Origin of the sequence: Aliivibrio sifiae (genome assembly GCF_002954715.1) — a bacterium.
GTDB classification, from domain to species: domain Bacteria; phylum Pseudomonadota; class Gammaproteobacteria; order Enterobacterales; family Vibrionaceae; genus Aliivibrio; species Aliivibrio sifiae.
The window spans coordinates 324004-340826 of the sequence record NZ_MSCP01000002.1 but is presented as its reverse complement, the minus strand read 5'-3'; the positions used below and the strand labels follow the sequence as shown (position 1 = coordinate 340826).

The following is a 16823-nucleotide window of genomic DNA, read 5'->3' as shown; positions in this document are numbered from 1 at the left end:
TCGATTTGAGTTAAATAAAAAGAGCAGAAAGACGAAGAAAAAACTTCCTGTTTTTATCACTAGAGTTACTTCATAGAGATACTATTTTGTGGCTGAAGAACTGAAGCTAATGGTATTTCTGGTATTATTTTCTGCGATTTTAAATGATTCCAAACCATTGGTGTAATACACACAATAAGTGCAATATTTGAGATAGGCATTGCTAACCATACTCCATCAATACCTAACCATTTAGGTAGAATAAGTAAAAATGGCAATTGAATAATAATATTGCTGATTGATATCACCATTGCCTTTTTACCTTCATTCACAGATAAAAAGTAAATGGTCACTAACACAATAATGCCATCCAAGAACATGGCAAATAAATGATAGCGTATCCCAACAATGGTTTCTGCAATAAGAGATTGGTCACCATTAGTAAATAACGCAGTGGTTAACTCAGGAGAGATATTAAGAATCGCCACCCAACCAATTCCCGTAATCGTTACCCATTTTAATGCCAACTTAAAGATTTGATACACCTTCTTATTTTCTTTTGCACCAAAATAATAGCTGATTGGTGGTTGTGCACCTTCGGCAATACCCTGAGCAAGAAGGTAATACAACATAAATAGATAACCAACTATCGCATAAGCCCCAACCGTCGTTGCTGAACCATAATGCATCATTAATGCATTATGCATCGCAACCACAAAGCTGCCGTACATATACATAACTAATGCAGAAGAACCCAATGTAAGTGATTGCTTCGCTTTATTACGAGAAAATAACACTTCATTAAGTGATAGCTGAATACTTGAACGCTTAGTAAAGAAATAATGAATGCCAAGCACGGTTACTACAGCTTGAGCAATAAGGGTTGCTAATGCTGCCCCTGATAGCCCTAATCCCATAACACCAATAAATAGGTAATCTAATACGATATTAATTAAAGCCCCTACAACAAGTAAAAAAGTCGCCACATTAGGAGATTCATCGTTTCTGACTAGCATTGGTAATGCAGTTGCACACGCAGTGAAAAAACCACCAAACATTAATACATTGATGTAATCCATCGCAAAATCAAAGTTCTTACCTTCTGCGCCTTGAGCATGCAAAATATTTTCAGAAAGCAATACGATACATACAATAGCCACAAGGCTTAATATTGCGAGTAACCAAAAACCAGTAGTTAATGCAACTTTGGTTTTTTCTAATTTATTTTCGCCACGGTAAATAGACATAACACTGCCTGTTCCCATGCCAATCATTACCCCTAGCGCACCTAATATACATATAGCAGGCCATGCCATATTAATACCAGCAAGTCCTTCAAACCCGATATAGTGACCGACAAAGATCCCATCGATAATTTGATACAGTCCACTCACCACCATTGCAGCAATAGAAGGGATGGCATAACGCCAAAAGGTACGTGTGATGGATGAATCTGCATGAAATGTTGTCATAATTTACCTCAGTAACAACAAAGAATTAAAGTGATTCTATGACACTATTTAAGATTGAAAAAGTTAGTATCCATCCGATTTTCGGATGCTTTATGGGTAATTAATCCAGATTATCGTTTTACTCTTATTGACAGCAAGGAACTGTGTTATAAGCTTATGAAATAGATAAATTTATATTAGTGAAATACAGAGACAAAGGGCGAAATTATGGTAACTAAATGGGCAAAACGATTTTTCCAAATGGCAGAATTAGTCGGTTCGTGGAGTAAAGATCCTTCAACACAAGTTGGCGCCGTGATCACAAAGCATAACCGTATTGTTTCTGTTGGTTTCAATGGTTATCCACACGGTGTTTCAGACAGTGCAGATACGGATGACAGAGAATTAAAATACTTGAAAACACTGCATGCAGAAGAGAATGCTATCTTATTCGCTAAACGTGATTTAGAAGGTTGTGATATTTGGGTTACACACTTCCCTTGCCCTAACTGTGCTGCAAAAATCATTCAAACAGGTATTTCAAAAGTCTATTGCCCAGAGCAAACTGAAGATTTCTTATCTCGATGGGGTGAGAAGATTCAAATCAGCCAAGACATGTTCTCACAAGCAGGTGTTGAGGTAACATGGTTGCCTTTGGATACATTAAAATAACCGGATAATGAATAACATTAATCCGGCTATTGATGTTGTGGTATTAAATAATAAATACCACAACGTTATTACAAATAAGCAAAAGCATCTGCATACATTCGTTCTTGTTGCGCCTTCTTTTTTGCTACTAATTGTTCTTTTACTGCTTTTGCCATCATTGGTGGCCCACACACGTAAATATCAAATAAGGTAAGATCTGTAAAATCTTCCATAATGGCATCAAGTACAGTTCCCCGCTTTCCTGACCATAAATTTGAATCATCATCAATAACAACAGGTATATAAGATAGATTGGTGTATTTTATTGATAACAGTTTCAGTTCTTCATCTATATATAAAAATTCACGGTTCTTTACTCCCCAATACACATAAATCGGCTGAGTAAATCGTCGATTTAAACAGTTTTTAAGAATGCTGTTGATATAAGATAATCCTGTCCCACCAGCGATTAATAATAAAGGTTTTCGGCTGTCTTCACGCAACCAAGCATCACCATGAGGAGCATCAATTTCAATCGTAGAATTTTTAAGTAAAGCATCCACAAAGTACTCCACCGCCTCTAATGAACTGTCTTTGTCAGAACTGCCGATATGCAATTCAATTATATCTGTCTCAGTAGGGCAACTCGCAATTGAAAAAGGCTGTTTTTTGTTGTCTCCTAAATAGGCAAAGATATATTGCCCCGCCTTAAACACGATAGATTCACTTGGCGTAATATAGACTCTATAAATATGATTTTTAGCCGCCTCTATTTTTAAAACCTTACATTTAACTCGCATACGCTACTCCTTATTGTCGATTCTTTCTTGCATTATGTTTGCCATAGAAAGTGCACAGCCTTTTTGTGCTCGGGTATTTAACCGTCGAACAATATTCACCGTCGTACCTGGATAAGCATCAGGTGCTTTGACATGATGAATTGTGCCAATATCATCCGTGACAATAAACGCGGGATAACCTGTTGCAGATGCATCCATATAGCTTAATAAGCCTAATTCCCCCTCATCAACAGGCTGTAAGGTTTCTGGATCTAGTGCACGTGCGTATACCCATGGAGGTACGTGTTTTCGTTGCTGCTTGTCTTCAAAAAAACAGGTATTTAATTCAACTTGATTAAAAGTATCACGAATTTGATTGATATTAGATAAGTGAAAAGTATCCATCACCATGTCATTAAACTCATTGCGATTTAACGATTCACTTTGATTTGATTTCCAGCCACCTCCAGTAATGACATGCAAGCGGTCTCCCGCTTTTAATTGAATTTCATGCTCTTTCATGTATTGGCATAACAGATAAATAAAATAAGGGGGGCCGATTAAACACATATCCTTTTTAGAGTAATAGATACGAAATAGGTGATCAATCGTACTTTCAAAATCAATCTCATCATCATTAACAGTGAACTCTGTTGGGTACAGTAATTCAACTAAGCTCATGACATATTTAAACCATACATTATTGGTATTAAATCGATCTGGCCCAAGATTTACTAACTCCATTTGGTGATCAAACCAATCCCCCACATATTTCATTCCAAAATTTACAGATCCTAATAAACGTTCAATACTAAGACGATCACGTCCAATATAACTTTTGACTCCACTGGTTCCGCTGCTGGTATACCAATTTTCTATTTCGTCTTCACTTGCAGTATGGACTTTCAATTGCTTAAAAACAGAGGTTGGAAATACAGGAATATCGTCAAGTGTGTGGATGTTTTCACTAACGTGTTGAGTGACACAATAATTCCGGTAAGTTTCATTTCGATTATAGTGAAAGTGAAACGCTTCTCTCACTAGTTTATCTTGTATTCTTTGTTGCTCTTCAAATGTCCATTCTTGCGGAGAACTCATAAAAATAAGATCATCAATTTCTGAACTTGCTATAATTTTATGCTTCTCAACAGATACCTGAATACTCATATAGACTCCAAATTATTAAAGTAATAATTAGCGTTATAAGATTAAGATAATGGCAGAAGGATTCTGCCATTATTTAATGATGATTAAGTAAGGTTCTGATGGATTTTCTGATTGACCATATTAATAACATCTTCAATATTATGTTGGTCTCTCATTGACTCAAACGATAAAAGTACAGTCGAGGCTCCGGTTTTTTCAATCGCTAATTTAGTCGATTCATAGTAATCACCGTCCGTTCCCACTGCATTTTCTTTAATAATCGTATTCATTTTTTCGGCTATATCCACATTTGGATAGGTTTCTATAAGGTAGCTTTCTAAATATTGCTTAACTTCTTCGCGAGCCACATCGCCATCAGCGTTTAGATTAACAATAACGGTTAATTGATGATCTATTTCTGAAGTATCAATACAATATTGTGTCGCTGTTTTATTATAAAGTAAGGCATATTCTTCCTTCGTATCAAGATCGTCATCCCATTTAAAGGTTAACGGCAATCCTTTTCTAGCGGCCCAAGCGACTACTTCATCACTGGAGGCAACTACGTATTGCTTAGGACCATATTCACTATAACAATGGGGATTGATAGACACTCTAGGAAAGTCATAAAAATCATTTTGAGGATGACAATATCCCGTAGTTAATGCCTCATTGATAATGGTATAACACGCTTCAAATTGTGATTGCTGAGAAAGAATATGACGCTTAAAGAAAATCATTTCAAAGTCATTTTCACTCTCACTAAAACCAAGAATAAAACGCCCTTCCGACATTTGGTCCAATAAACTGGCTTCTTCCGCAATACGAACTGGATGATGGGTTGTTATTACTTGGTTTAATGAACCAATATGTAGTTTATCTGTTAACCCAAGTAAAAAACCAGCCGCGGTAATTGGGGCACCGATAATGCCATTTTTTGAAAAATGATGCTCATGAACAAAAACGGTATCAAAATGGTATTCTTCAGAGTCGATGAGCGTTACCGTATTTATCATGTTATCAAGCGTTTCTTCGGAGGTAGATCCATCAACTTGAAAATTGAGGAAAAATAATCCAAATTTCATAATGTATTCCTTACGCTATTAAATGTATTAATGATTACTGAGGATCTTTTAAGAAAGGGGCCACTTCTGTCATGAAGCGCTCCATTGACGCGACTATTTCATCTTCACTGCCATTCGCTTCAAAACCACACGTAATATTAGTGATCCCCGTGGCATCAATATCGCGTTGAATGATCTCGATACATTCTTCAGGCGTTCCTACTGGATTGATATTATGACTGTAATCAACACGTCGATTTGTATTCGTGTGTCCTTGTAAAACGAAGTCTCGCCATTGTCCTTTATGGTAATCATAGCCACGAGTCTGATTACTATCGCTGAAGATATTCGTGGCATTAACATAAGAGTCATACCAACTTGTCAGGAATTTTCGACACACTTCACGCGCTTTTTCTCGGTCATAATCCACAGAACAAATAAAGGTCATTGAGTGATCAATCTTAGTAATATCATGACCATGCTCTGTCGCGATCTCATTATAGAGTTCCATTTGAGCTTTCTTCTCATTGGTTCCAATAATCCAACTCAATACCATAGGAAGCCCTTGGCTCGCTAACCATTCCGTTGTACTAGCAGATTCTGCAGTCATGCAGGTTGCTATTTCTTTTGAATACGTCGTTGGATAAATCTCAACACTAGGGAAATCAATATGTTTGCCATCGGTACTAATGGTTCCAGTTTTAAAGCTATTGGTGATCATCTTATGGAAGTCTTGTGTTATTTCACGAGACTCTTCCATATTGACCCCAAACACTCGGAAGTCTTTATGATATAACCCCCTCACGACACCAAAATTGAAACGTCCCTTAGACAGTTGATCTAATAACAAAACGTCTTCTGCTTGACGAACAGGGTGAGCCGTTGGAAGTACTACCCCCATAGTTCCTACATTCAGTTTTTTTGTTCGTCCAAGTAAGTTAGCCGCTGAAACAAAAAGGTTACCAGTGAGACCAAACTCTGTGAAATGGTGCTCAAGAGTCCAATAAGTATCAAAACCCAGTTCTTCAGATGCAACGCCAAGCCGAACAAAACGGTCCATTACTTGTTTATGACTTTCACCTGGTGGTTGGTATGAAAAACAAATATTCCCGAACTTCATAGTATCTTCCTTTATTGTGATATGTCGTTTACGCTATTAAACTAGGCCAGTATGAAAGACTCATTTTCAATTTGACTCTTCAATCGACGTTCTTTTACTGTCACGCTTGTCACCTCTTCAAATCTTGGTTCGATAATTCGTACATCTAAATCTAAAGAGTCCTTATCTAAAGCCATTGATGCTTTCGTTACTGATTGATAAAAATTTCTTAAAACAACGAGGTTCTCCCCTAAATCATGCGAGCTACCAATTAATGAATACAATTTGCACTTTTTCGGATCAAGCGTATTAATTAATGTAATAACCTCATCTTGTTTAACCCAATTATCATCGTTAGCAGTAAACGCAATAAGTGGGACATCGCTGTTTCTCATCCTGTTAATTGTCGAATCTAATGTGTCCCATTGATATTTAAAACAATCGGTAACAAAGATTTCAGAACCTAAATTATGGCCTTCAAAATCTAAGTCTTCGGGCAAGTCATGAATCGCTAATTGAAGGTAATCGTACTTTAGTGCTCGCTCCAATGTATCGCGTAAGTTAACAACACCAACCGCAGTCACTAAGAAAGAGATACCTATTTCATTCGCTATTTCATAAGCAATTCGGGCGGACAAACTCGCAGCAATAAGCCCTAAATTATTAATACCGCGCTCATTAAGCCAATCAATGACCGTCAATAAACTATTCTTTCCGATCGTCATGGAGAATTCATTAATCTCACCACTGCTTAAACCAACATGGTGAAGAGAATCATAACGAATAACATGGAACCCATTGCTTGATAAGTATTCTGCAAGACCTGCAAAATGATCCATCCGCCGAGCAAAGCCAGAAGCAATAAGAATGGTGTTATTTCTTCTCTCTGTATTTTCTTTAGGTAAGGTTTCCCAAACTCTGATTGTTTGGCCATTTACAAGAGTAATAACATGATCAATGGTTGAGAACGTGTCTGTATTTTCCATGTAATATCCTTTTGGTTATGGAACAAAAACAAGAAATTTGTCTTCTTCTAAATAACGGGTTTGTTCTATTTCTACTGCAACATCCTTGGTGGTATAGCTAGAGGGCCTTTCTTGTGAAATATAATTAACGAGGTGTTGAAGTGGTCGCATACCGTCATGCGATCCCCCAACACGAAATATATTATTCATACCTGATTCAACGATTCGTTCAGCACCACATTCTGCTAGTTGATCTCTATATTTAAATGAAGAGTCCCATGGTGTGATAGAAACGGTTTGAGTCGTATTTTTATTAATAAAAGGGAATACATCTGAGATGTTATAAATTTGATGGATATAAACAGAACGGGATAGAGGTTGATTATTAAAACTGTTTAACGGTGATTCGATTATTAACCAGCTTTGATTTTCTCCTTTTCTCACTTGATAGCCTGAAAATAAACATTCTTTCTCTGTTAAACTGAATGCCGCTTTTTCATCGAAGCTTTGGTCGCCTTTCGGTAAAATTCGAGCGTATAGCATTAATTGTTTCTCAAGCTCATTAATGAACTCGTTTAACCTATCGCCAATGTAATAAATATTTTGCGTTGAAAAACAGGCTTGTTGATCATAAAAACAAATATCATGAGCAGCACCAATCGCCGACTGAGTAAGATCTTCCGGGTTATCAACAATAGTGAGACTCTTCTTAGGTCCGAACTTTAAAATATTCACATGAGGAGGTGTATGATTAACCGCCCACTTAATTGCCTCTTCGCCGCCCCATGCTACCACCACGTCAGCATTATCCATGACCCTTTGCGGTAAAGTCATGTCTTCATTATGTGACCAATACATGACCGACATCGACCTTGTTATTGGGTGTTCGGCATTAACATCAATAAAACTAGAAACTAATGCATTTGCGGTAAATGGATCGGCTGCTGGAGTTTTAATAATGCATTGATTCTTAGTTAAAATAGCTCGGAGAATAGAGGTAACGCCCGATAAAGGCACATTACCAGCCAATAAATGTACCGATTTTCCTTTAGGCAACGCTTTTACATAGCAATCTCCCTGAGGTAACCACTCATCAGTAATATGTTGCGAACCTAAATCGTTTTTTACAATGTCATACAGTGCGCTTTTTGAGCACAACAGCATTGCAATCCAATTCGCCTCTAGCTTTGCCATTTCTCTTGAATAGCCAAGAAATTTCTCTAAATCTCGAATATAAGCTCGACGACGTGTGTATTCTTCACTTTTCCACCGTTGTCCAACCGTGTATAAAAAATTAATAATCTGATTTAATGTCAATTTATTCTTTACGTCATTATTTATAGCAAGTTCTATATTTGTCTCATCAGGAATTGCAATAAATAAGGTATTATTATTTAATAATACCTCCCTAGCATATGTATTTGAATTCTCTTTTATTATTCCAGAGATTATCATTGGGATATATTTTTTCATTATAATCCTATACACAATCATTAAATAGCCAACCAACGATGTGATAATATTGTTAGATAATTATATTTTTAATAGTTATATATCAACTTGCTATTGCTTCTCTAAACATATTATTAATTGGCATTGATAATACGACAGATTTAGTTTCGCCTAATAAATGAACTTGTTGATCTCCAATTCGCTCACAAGGAATATTTATGCGCTTTAAAAATCGCTCAATCGCAGTTGATGTGACCGTTACGTACTCTTTTATGTCATTTTTAATTGCATGGAAATATATCGCTTCAAATAATTTCATGGTTATTTCGCTAGCAGAATCATGCATTTTTGAACTGTGTTTCCCTACAGCAAAACGACTTAACTCCACCACTCTTGGGTCACTTGGTGCCTTATGATGACCAAGTAATTCAGGAAATACCGTTTTTAACATATAGTCACCAGTTGTCGGCAATAATCGCCAACACCCATTGACGTTTCTGGTATCATCACACGCATAAATATATTCTGCTGAATCATTGTCATATTGATCTGATTCTAAATCATTTTCAGACTTTAAATCCCACTGTAATCTTTTCTTAAACACTTGATAGCGAAGACTTAATATCCCTAAGTACTCATTCTTTGGGATTGTAGTAAACTCTGCTTTTTTAATCATTATAGTCATCGTAGCTCCTTTGTTTTCGTCACTATAACAATCCAATTTTATTCGTAAACCTGTACAATCCTACAGGGACTTAACATTAAATCTACATTTACACTTATCGATATTGTGTGACATAAGCTATATTTATCGAAAGCATTTATCATTAAGTACCTGTTTTAATGATATATAACACGCAAAAATATAATTATAAAAGTAACAAATAATAAACTTTAATCAGGCTCAATAGGGGATGAACATTGAGAATATGAATTCAACACTTGAATTGGTTAATAATATTCAAACATCTCAAAAATATCAGGATATAGATAATAATTTAGAAAAACTTACAGATATGATCCATTGCGAATATTATCTTTTCGCTATTATAAACCCAAAATCTATGATCAAATCTGATGTATTAATATTAGACAACTACCCAAAACAGTGGCGTGACTATTATGACGAAGAAAATTTAATTAAGTATGACCCTATCGTCGATTACTGCCTTTCTAATCATTCACCAATTTCATGGCATATCTTTGATAAAAAAACACAAAAAAAAAGTAAACCAAATGTAATTAAAGAGGCGAAGACCTCAGGGTTACATTCAGGATTTAGTTTTCCTATTCATACCATAAATGGGGGGTTTGGCATGATAAGCTTTGCTCATTCAAATAAAGGAAAGAATATAGATTATGTCTATTCTAATGCTTGCATGAATATTCCACCTATTATTCCAGCCTTGTTAGACAGCTATCATAGAATTAATCAAAATGAACCAACATCAAGTACCTATTTAACAAAGCGAGAGAAAGAATGCTTATCATGGGCTTGTGAAGGGAAAAGCTCATGGGAAATATCTAAAATTCTAGGTTGTGCTGAACGCACAGTTACATTTCATCTCACCAATTCACAAACTAAGTTAGGTACGAACAATCGCTGTCAAAGCGTATCAAAAGCCATCTTAACTGGCGCTATCAATCCTTCATATTAATCACTTTTATACACGAATAAAAAATGAGCGCGACTTAAATAAATCGCGCTCACATAAAAAATTCAATCCTGTCTCTATAACAAAAACGTTACTTAACCCTCTTTCTGAGGAAACTTCTCTTCATACATCACCATAAAATCTTGGCGAATAAGTTGCTCTAAATGAGATGCTTTTTCTGTTGGGCAAAAAATCATGTAATGCACTTTTTGATCCCCCAGTGACGTTGTCGTTATGTGGATATGAGGCTCAGAACCTGGTAAATCGACCCCTGCATGTTTTTCTATCACGCTATTATAGCGTCTAGCGACATCAATAAAATCTTCACAATGTGTATCAATTTTATGTAATAAGTCAGGGATCATTGGGTATAGATTTACAAATTCTTTAACGCAAATAGAAAAGTTATGATAAACATAACGCTTCATGAAATTAAGATTTTTGACTGGGTATGTAAAGAACATACTATTAGGTAAGGTTGCTGTTTTTCCGGTGTAATCGTATTGCCCATGGTGTAAATCAATTTCTTGAATCACAGTTGCCATCATATTGTGCTCAATCACTTCACCACACAAGGAACCAACTTCAATCCAATCACCGATACGAAATGAACGAGAACTTGCACGTTGTATTGATCCAGTAAAACAAAGAATGATTTCTTTTGATGCTACTACAATCGCCACGGCAATCGCCGTTACAGATAGAGCAAATTCATTTATCTCTGATTGCCAGAGAATAAATAAAATAATAAGAAGGAAGCTAAACGACCCATTTTTAGTTCGAGAAATCCACTTACGCTGCTCTTCGGTTAAAAACGCAATATCTCCTCGGATATGCTTCACCATGAAATGACGTAGTAGAAAAATAAAGCTGATAATCAGCACACTAAAAATCATCTTATGTGCTAATAAGAAATCTATGACTAATAACAGTCTCTCCACGCTCACCTCTTTTAAATTATTACTGCATTACTTAATATCAGCAGTAAATATCCCATAGGTAAGCGATAATTTCACCCCTCTCGCTCTATTTCCTCGAACTTGATTCACTAAACTACAACGAATTCAACGTAAGTGATTAAGAATTCGTCACATCAGAATACTCACCTTCGATGATTCTTGCTTCTCTATCCATTACTTGCTCTGCTTTTTTACCGTACGCTTTTGACATAAAAAAGCCAACAATACTAAATCCAATAGCAAAAAATAAGCTCGAAACCAATACAAAAAAACCAACGAATAAAGCAACGATAGTAGTTAATAGCTGTTTCATAATATGACTCTCTTTTATAAATGAATATTCACTTTATCACTCCATTTCTAAATCGAATATGAACGGAGAACTAACCTAAAAAAAATATCAGTAAGATGCTGTAAATAAACATAATTTATTTTAATGAAGTTTGCATTTTTTATAAAATTACTCAATAAAATCCATTCATATAGTCAATATCTCACACAAAATTACGACATTTACCTATAGCAACAAACAAACAAATGATATACATTCTCATTGGGATCATTCCCAAAAATATTAAATAAGGATATATATGAAACGATTACTACTATCAGCCATCTTAATCACCTCTTCATTTTCTAGTTTTGCTAATGAGAGCATATTTGAATCTGAAAGATGGAAAGAAATAAAACTCGACTCAAGCGAAGACCCTTATTGGGCTCATTTAGATCTCGTTTGTAATGAAAAACTCACAGGCTCTCGACCTCCAAAAATCTCTGACTTAATCGCTTTTAGTGAAGCTTTTAAGAATGAATATGATCGCCCGAAACTTTATACTTTTCTTAGAGAAACCTTTGGATTCGCTGATTCTAACGACCCTCAAATTCAATCAACTTTTGAATTAAATGGAAGGCATCAAACCATCTCTCTTCCTTTTTACTTTCATGATTCAATTTCGCACTATAACCCAACAACACTAGTCTCAATCGCTAAAAATGAAGATGATAAGTTAGTTGCAAACTTAGCTTTAGTTGATGCGACAGGATGGCGTTCAGATCTTATTACACTAGCGCCCTCTTTAGGGGAAGCTAAAGTATTTTGTATTCTAGGTGACGAAAGTACCGAAACTAATTAAGTAAATAAAAAACTTAAATAACAATATATTAAAAATAAATAATAACTATTTCTACAACATAAACCTTATGCTTGCTCACTACGAATAAAAGGATAATACCCATGAAAAAATTACTTTTTACTTTCTTTATTTTTACCACATCACTCGCTCCACATGTATCGGCAAACGACGGCGACCCTGATGATACAGATATTGTCTATCAACAATGTTTTTTAAACCCAGTGTCTTGCTTCTAAGGTTTTAATCAAAATAAATTTATCTCGCTCTAAAATATGAACATCTATTTCAGGGCGAGATAACCAAAAAATAACAAGGTTAATCTATGAACAGAAAAATAATTAAAACATTAGTTTTAGTCCTGATATTCGCCTTTTTTTATATTTCTTTTCAGGCTAGTGCGAATGTAAAACCAACAAGTAATAACAACGAAATTCCTTCCCACCGTTTTGATGCAGCATGGAAACTTCACTTTGTTCATGACTATGCAAAGTTAATGAAAACACTCCCTGACCCTCTTGCGGTAACATCACGAGAACTTAAAGCAGCGTTAATAAAACATGGTCATACTGGCATCGATCCAGATGCCGTTTTTTATAATGAATTCCAAAGTGCAATGAGTAGTTCACGTAGCTATAATGGCTGGGCACACCATGAATCACCTCATAAATCTTACACGCTCTCTCAAGCAGTTATGCTCAATACTTTTAATCAATTCAGAGATTCTTTTCCGGGGACAATCAACCTAGATACTGGAATTTATACTCAAGGATCCGATGGGGAGATTTTTGATGAGCGCAATGAAGTTCGTCTTCTCTCATCGGATTTATGGGACATCGCTTATTACGATCTGGATATTCAAACCACTTACACAGCAGAATTAACCCAATTTTGGAATAAAAATAGTGAAAGTTACACTCAACTAATGCGTGACAGCTTTGCTTTTTCAGCTCACCAACAATATCAATTAGGCTTGCTAACGCAAGGTGACTATCAACTCGCCATTTCTCTTCTTAAACCCGTTCGCCCTAATAATATCAATGTTTATCGATTCGATATTTATGGGTATGACTCTACGGATATTCTCGTAATTGAACAAAAAGGAAATTCAGGAGGTCTGTTATATATTCCTGGTAATGAACAACCCTTCATTACTTATAGAACAGAGCGACAATTAAGAAAAACGTTATATAAACGATTACAAGATCCTGCGAGTAAAAATACATTGCTAAGCCATTTTAGCCTTTATTTACGTCAAGATGGCGTGACATATTCAGGTGTAGAAAGTGCGCTGACTGAGCTTATTCATGGTAATTGGGATAAGCGCTACTTTATGATGAAACACCACCCTGTTCATGGCAATGTTTTTGCAAGAATGACCGAACAACGAAAAGCTCGTATGGCAAGTGATGGGGATACCGCAATAAAGTCAAACAGCGAATCTCAAAGAGATTACATACTGTCTATTGCTAATAGCTTGGTCGTCTTCTTTCCTGTCGTTGACATCTTAGTTCCTGAATTGGGGATCCCACTAACTCTTTCTCTTAGTAGTACGCAACTTGGCCTTAGCGTTAATCAAGCCGTTACTGGTGATTCATTATCTGAACGATTAGCTGGTACTCGTATGAGTGCAGTTAATGCTGCAATTTTAGGCACCGCCACTGTATTACCTGTAATGGTAAAATACGGACAATCTCTTGCTCTATCTGTAGAAAGAGAGGTTGATTTATTGCCCAACCGTATCCTCTTAAATGAAGGGGTTCCAACCCAAACATTAAACGAGTTCACATCAATGCCTAAAATCGTTAACCACCCTCAAACAGGTGAGGAACTATTAGGTGTTCGATTAACTGATTCTGGTCGAAATACATTATTAAGAGCCGATGGTTTTGGTTATTTTCGAGAGGTCGATCCTGTCACTGGTCGCTTAATTTTAGACAGCCGAGTCGTTCGTACTATCAACATGGAAACCAGTGAACCCCAATGGCTTGAACGAGGCGGACTTAGAGGAGGAAATAACAGTGGTGATGGAGTCTCTTCTACTGAAATAAATTCAGACGGTTCAACAAATCACAGTCAAGTTTCTGAAATTTTATTACCTGAAGACCTTCCAGAACACCCTGGATTAGGCGGTTCTGGCTATGCTGATATGACTGGAGGCCGAGATCAAGAGGCACTAAGGGACTTCTATGAATTAGAACAACAAGTCGATCCTTATGCTTATCTCACTGATACAAAAAAACTGCATAATGTAGGAGTTCAAGCTCAAAGGGAGATCCTAGATGTTCCCTTTCTTCAACGTTACCAACCTGAAGTAAAAGGTTCATTAGTATTTAGAGGGGATGCTCGACTACCAGATGAATTATTCCATTCTGGATTCAATCGTAAAATTGAACCGGTTTCTTATGTGCAATTAGCGCATCATACTCGAGGGATCCGCGGCGTTATTTCTACCAGTACTGAAGAAGCCGTTGCCGTAAATTATGCATTAGACAACCAACGAGGATACGTCTATGCCATTGAACTCAATCACGGTGGGCAAGTTGTCGATACACTTTTACGAGAAGAATCACTCAGTGAAATTGCCACATTAAACATTCCACCTGAAGACATTATGTTTGCCGTTGGGCCATTTAACAGTGTTAACTCCAGTTATAGAGAAGTGGTTGAAGATGCAGCTTATCGCACCGCTGAACTCAGAATTAATCCTCATTCAACAGCATCTCCTGAAGTTGCAGAGCGCGCATTTGAACGTATCAAAAACACAATGAAATATGAGTTAAGTCCTAACATGTCATTTACTGATCGTTATGCTAGCCGTAAAGATTTATTCTGGTATGAAGAGGAAGCTCTCGAAAATACAGTCGATAATGAATAACCAAAAACCATGACATTATATTGTACGTCTATGCAGTATAAGCAATAAAATAAATAAGTATCCACAATAATAAACAGAAAACACTCTTGAATAACTCAAGGGTGTTTTTTATTTTATCTCTTATTTTCTCTGCTTTTATATACATCGACAACATTTCAAACGACAGTCCTCATGTTCAACATTAACCAGCCTCTACATTTAATAACCAAATACATAATAACGCAACAAATCAACATAAAAATCTACAATTTCAGATAGATCACAAAATAAAAAACTATTTATATAATCTTTTACTTTTAGAAATACTTCTTGATAAGAATCAAACCCTTTTAAAAGCTATTCACGCAAAATACCTCCAAATGGTTAATCCATCACAATTTCTAATCTTAAATTAAACGAGGTAATTATGACTCAATCGGCTGATAAAGCTCGTAAAGTCGGTATTGGCAGCTATGTGGCTTTGGCCTTCGCTGTTGTGTTCTTTTCTGGCTTAATGCAATCCAATGAATGGTATGGTGTTCTTGACTTTACAACTCTGAACGGTTCTTTTGGTAAAGTTGCTTATTCTGTTTCTGAAACAGCAGATGGCGTTCAAGCAGCAACAACCTCTCTACGCGGTAAAGGCGGTAGCGGTGCACGTGACGGTTTCATCTTTGCATTAACACTTATTCCTACCGTTATGTTTGCATTAGGTATGATCAACGTTCTTGAGCATTACGGTGCCCTTGATGCTGCTCGTAAATTGCTTACTCCTCTTCTTCGTCCTCTAATGGGGATTCCTGGTAACTCTGGCCTAGCCTTAATTGCGTCATTACAAAGTACCGATGCGGGTGCAGCAATGACTCGTCAATTAAAGGATGAGAAGCATTTAACTAAGCGCGAAACTGATATCTTCACTATGTTCCAATTCACTGCAGGTGCAGCAATTGTAAACTTCTTTTCATCAGGCGCGGTGCTATTTACATTAACAAACCCTGACGGTTCTTTAGCGGTACCTTCTTCTATTGGTCTTGCTGTTGTTGTTATGTTTGCCTTCAAGTTTGTAGGTGCAAACTTATTCCGTATCTACCTAAATATCACTGAAGGTAAAGAAGGACAAGATAACGATAAGCAAGACAAAAAAATGACTGAGGAGACTGCATAATGAGCGACGTTAAAGCAAAAAAACCAATGGTGACAGACATCTTCGTTGAAGGCGCTAAAAAAGGCTGGGTTATTGCAACGACTTCTACTGTTCCTAACGTATTAATGGCATTCGTTATTATCAAAGCACTTCAAATTACGGGTGCTCTTGAGTTAATGGGAACCTTATTCTCTCCTATCATGGCTATTTTTGGTCTTCCTGGTGAAGCTGCTGCAGTTCTAATTGGCGCATGGATGTCTATGGGCGGCGCAGTGGGTGTTGTTATTACTCTGTTTGACCAAGGTATTCTTAACGGTACTCACATTGCTATCCTAGCTCCTGCAATCTACCTAATGGGCTCTCAAGTTCAATACATGGGTCGTATCATGGGCCCTATCGGTACTGAAGGCCGCTACATCCCTGTAATGATCGCAATTTCTGTACTGAATGCATTCGGTGCTATGTTTGTTATGAACATGATTCTATAAGGAT

The 16823-nt window shown here is 36.5% G+C and carries 17 protein-coding genes; 7 read left to right on the top strand and 10 right to left on the bottom strand.

The window, feature by feature from the left end; all coding sequences use genetic code 11:
- Nucleotides 1-65 precede the first annotated feature (65 nt).
- Entirely contained in the window at nucleotides 66-1451 is a 1386-nt protein-coding gene (locus tag BTO23_RS12880; RefSeq protein ID WP_060992131.1) for an MATE family efflux transporter, read from the bottom strand.
- 207 nt (nucleotides 1452-1658) lie between these two features.
- Between BTO23_RS12880 and BTO23_RS12875 the strand changes: the two genes are divergently transcribed.
- Nucleotides 1659-2102: a dCMP deaminase family protein gene (locus BTO23_RS12875; RefSeq protein ID WP_060992130.1), complete on the top strand. Its 444-nt coding sequence runs from the start codon at nucleotides 1659-1661 to the stop codon at nucleotides 2100-2102.
- A 68-nt stretch (nucleotides 2103-2170) separates the two neighbouring features.
- Here the strand turns inward: BTO23_RS12875 and luxG are convergent, their stop codons facing one another.
- The 7 genes from luxG to BTO23_RS12840 all read right to left on the bottom strand — a co-directional run bounded on the left by luxG (nucleotide 2171) and on the right by BTO23_RS12840 (nucleotide 9271).
- Nucleotides 2171-2881 (bottom strand): flavin mononucleotide reductase LuxG, encoded by a 711-nt coding sequence (luxG, locus tag BTO23_RS12870; protein WP_060992129.1) that lies wholly within the window; start codon nucleotides 2879-2881, stop codon nucleotides 2171-2173.
- A 3-nt stretch (nucleotides 2882-2884) separates the two neighbouring features.
- Nucleotides 2885-4027 carry a long-chain-fatty-acid--protein ligase LuxE gene (gene luxE, locus BTO23_RS12865; protein ID WP_061003591.1) on the bottom strand — a complete coding sequence of 381 codons (1143 nt, stop codon included), beginning with the start codon at nucleotides 4025-4027 and terminating at the stop codon, nucleotides 2885-2887.
- Nucleotides 4028-4110: 83 nt separating this feature from the next.
- Nucleotides 4111-5091 (bottom strand): luciferase subunit beta, encoded by a 981-nt coding sequence (luxB, locus tag BTO23_RS12860; RefSeq protein ID WP_061003590.1) that lies wholly within the window; start codon nucleotides 5089-5091, stop codon nucleotides 4111-4113.
- A gap of 34 nt (nucleotides 5092-5125) precedes the next feature.
- The gene (gene luxA / locus BTO23_RS12855) at nucleotides 5126-6190 is read right to left on the bottom strand and encodes a luciferase subunit alpha (protein WP_061003589.1); all 1065 of its coding nucleotides are present in this window, start codon (nucleotides 6188-6190) and stop codon (nucleotides 5126-5128) included.
- A 41-nt stretch (nucleotides 6191-6231) separates the two neighbouring features.
- Nucleotides 6232-7155, bottom strand: a complete 924-nt coding sequence (locus tag BTO23_RS12850) for an acyl transferase (protein WP_061003586.1) — start codon at nucleotides 7153-7155, stop codon at nucleotides 6232-6234.
- A gap of 15 nt (nucleotides 7156-7170) precedes the next feature.
- Nucleotides 7171-8607: a long-chain-fatty-acyl-CoA reductase LuxC gene (gene luxC / locus BTO23_RS12845; RefSeq protein WP_060992125.1), complete on the bottom strand. Its 1437-nt coding sequence runs from the start codon at nucleotides 8605-8607 to the stop codon at nucleotides 7171-7173.
- Nucleotides 8608-8689: 82 nt separating this feature from the next.
- A complete protein-coding gene (locus tag BTO23_RS12840) occupies nucleotides 8690-9271 on the bottom strand; it encodes an acyl-homoserine-lactone synthase (protein ID WP_060992124.1) in 582 nt (193 codons plus the stop codon).
- 244 nt (nucleotides 9272-9515) lie between these two features.
- Here BTO23_RS12840 and BTO23_RS12835 point away from each other — a divergent pair, with 244 nt between their 5' ends.
- Entirely contained in the window at nucleotides 9516-10244 is a 729-nt protein-coding gene (locus BTO23_RS12835) for a LuxR family transcriptional regulator (RefSeq protein WP_281260274.1), read from the top strand.
- Nucleotides 10245-10336: 92 nt separating this feature from the next.
- Here the strand turns inward: BTO23_RS12835 and BTO23_RS12830 are convergent, their stop codons facing one another.
- On the bottom strand, nucleotides 10337-11182 hold the full coding sequence (locus tag BTO23_RS12830; RefSeq protein ID WP_172795079.1) for a mechanosensitive ion channel family protein: 846 nt from the start codon (nucleotides 11180-11182) through the stop codon (nucleotides 10337-10339).
- A gap of 136 nt (nucleotides 11183-11318) precedes the next feature.
- Nucleotides 11319-11513 carry a hypothetical protein gene (locus BTO23_RS12825; protein WP_060992122.1) on the bottom strand — a complete coding sequence of 65 codons (195 nt, stop codon included), beginning with the start codon at nucleotides 11511-11513 and terminating at the stop codon, nucleotides 11319-11321.
- 277 nt (nucleotides 11514-11790) lie between these two features.
- Between BTO23_RS12825 and BTO23_RS12820 the strand changes: the two genes are divergently transcribed.
- From BTO23_RS12820 to BTO23_RS12805, 5 genes are all read left to right on the top strand, one after another.
- Nucleotides 11791-12333, top strand: coding sequence for a hypothetical protein (locus BTO23_RS12820; RefSeq protein WP_105063712.1), 543 nt, complete (start codon nucleotides 11791-11793; stop codon nucleotides 12331-12333).
- A gap of 101 nt (nucleotides 12334-12434) precedes the next feature.
- A complete protein-coding gene (locus tag BTO23_RS21595) occupies nucleotides 12435-12569 on the top strand; it encodes a hypothetical protein (protein WP_281260273.1) in 135 nt (44 codons plus the stop codon).
- Nucleotides 12570-12655: 86 nt separating this feature from the next.
- Entirely contained in the window at nucleotides 12656-15208 is a 2553-nt protein-coding gene (locus tag BTO23_RS21245) for a dermonecrotic toxin domain-containing protein (protein WP_081092014.1), read from the top strand.
- A gap of 406 nt (nucleotides 15209-15614) precedes the next feature.
- On the top strand, nucleotides 15615-16352 hold the full coding sequence (locus tag BTO23_RS12810) for a nucleoside recognition domain-containing protein (protein ID WP_060992120.1): 738 nt from the start codon (nucleotides 15615-15617) through the stop codon (nucleotides 16350-16352).
- Nucleotides 16352-16819, top strand: a complete 468-nt coding sequence (locus tag BTO23_RS12805; protein ID WP_060992119.1) for a YjiG family protein — start codon at nucleotides 16352-16354, stop codon at nucleotides 16817-16819. The genes BTO23_RS12810 and BTO23_RS12805 overlap by 1 nt, the downstream gene beginning before the upstream one ends.
- The last annotated feature ends 4 nt before the right edge of the window (nucleotides 16820-16823 follow it).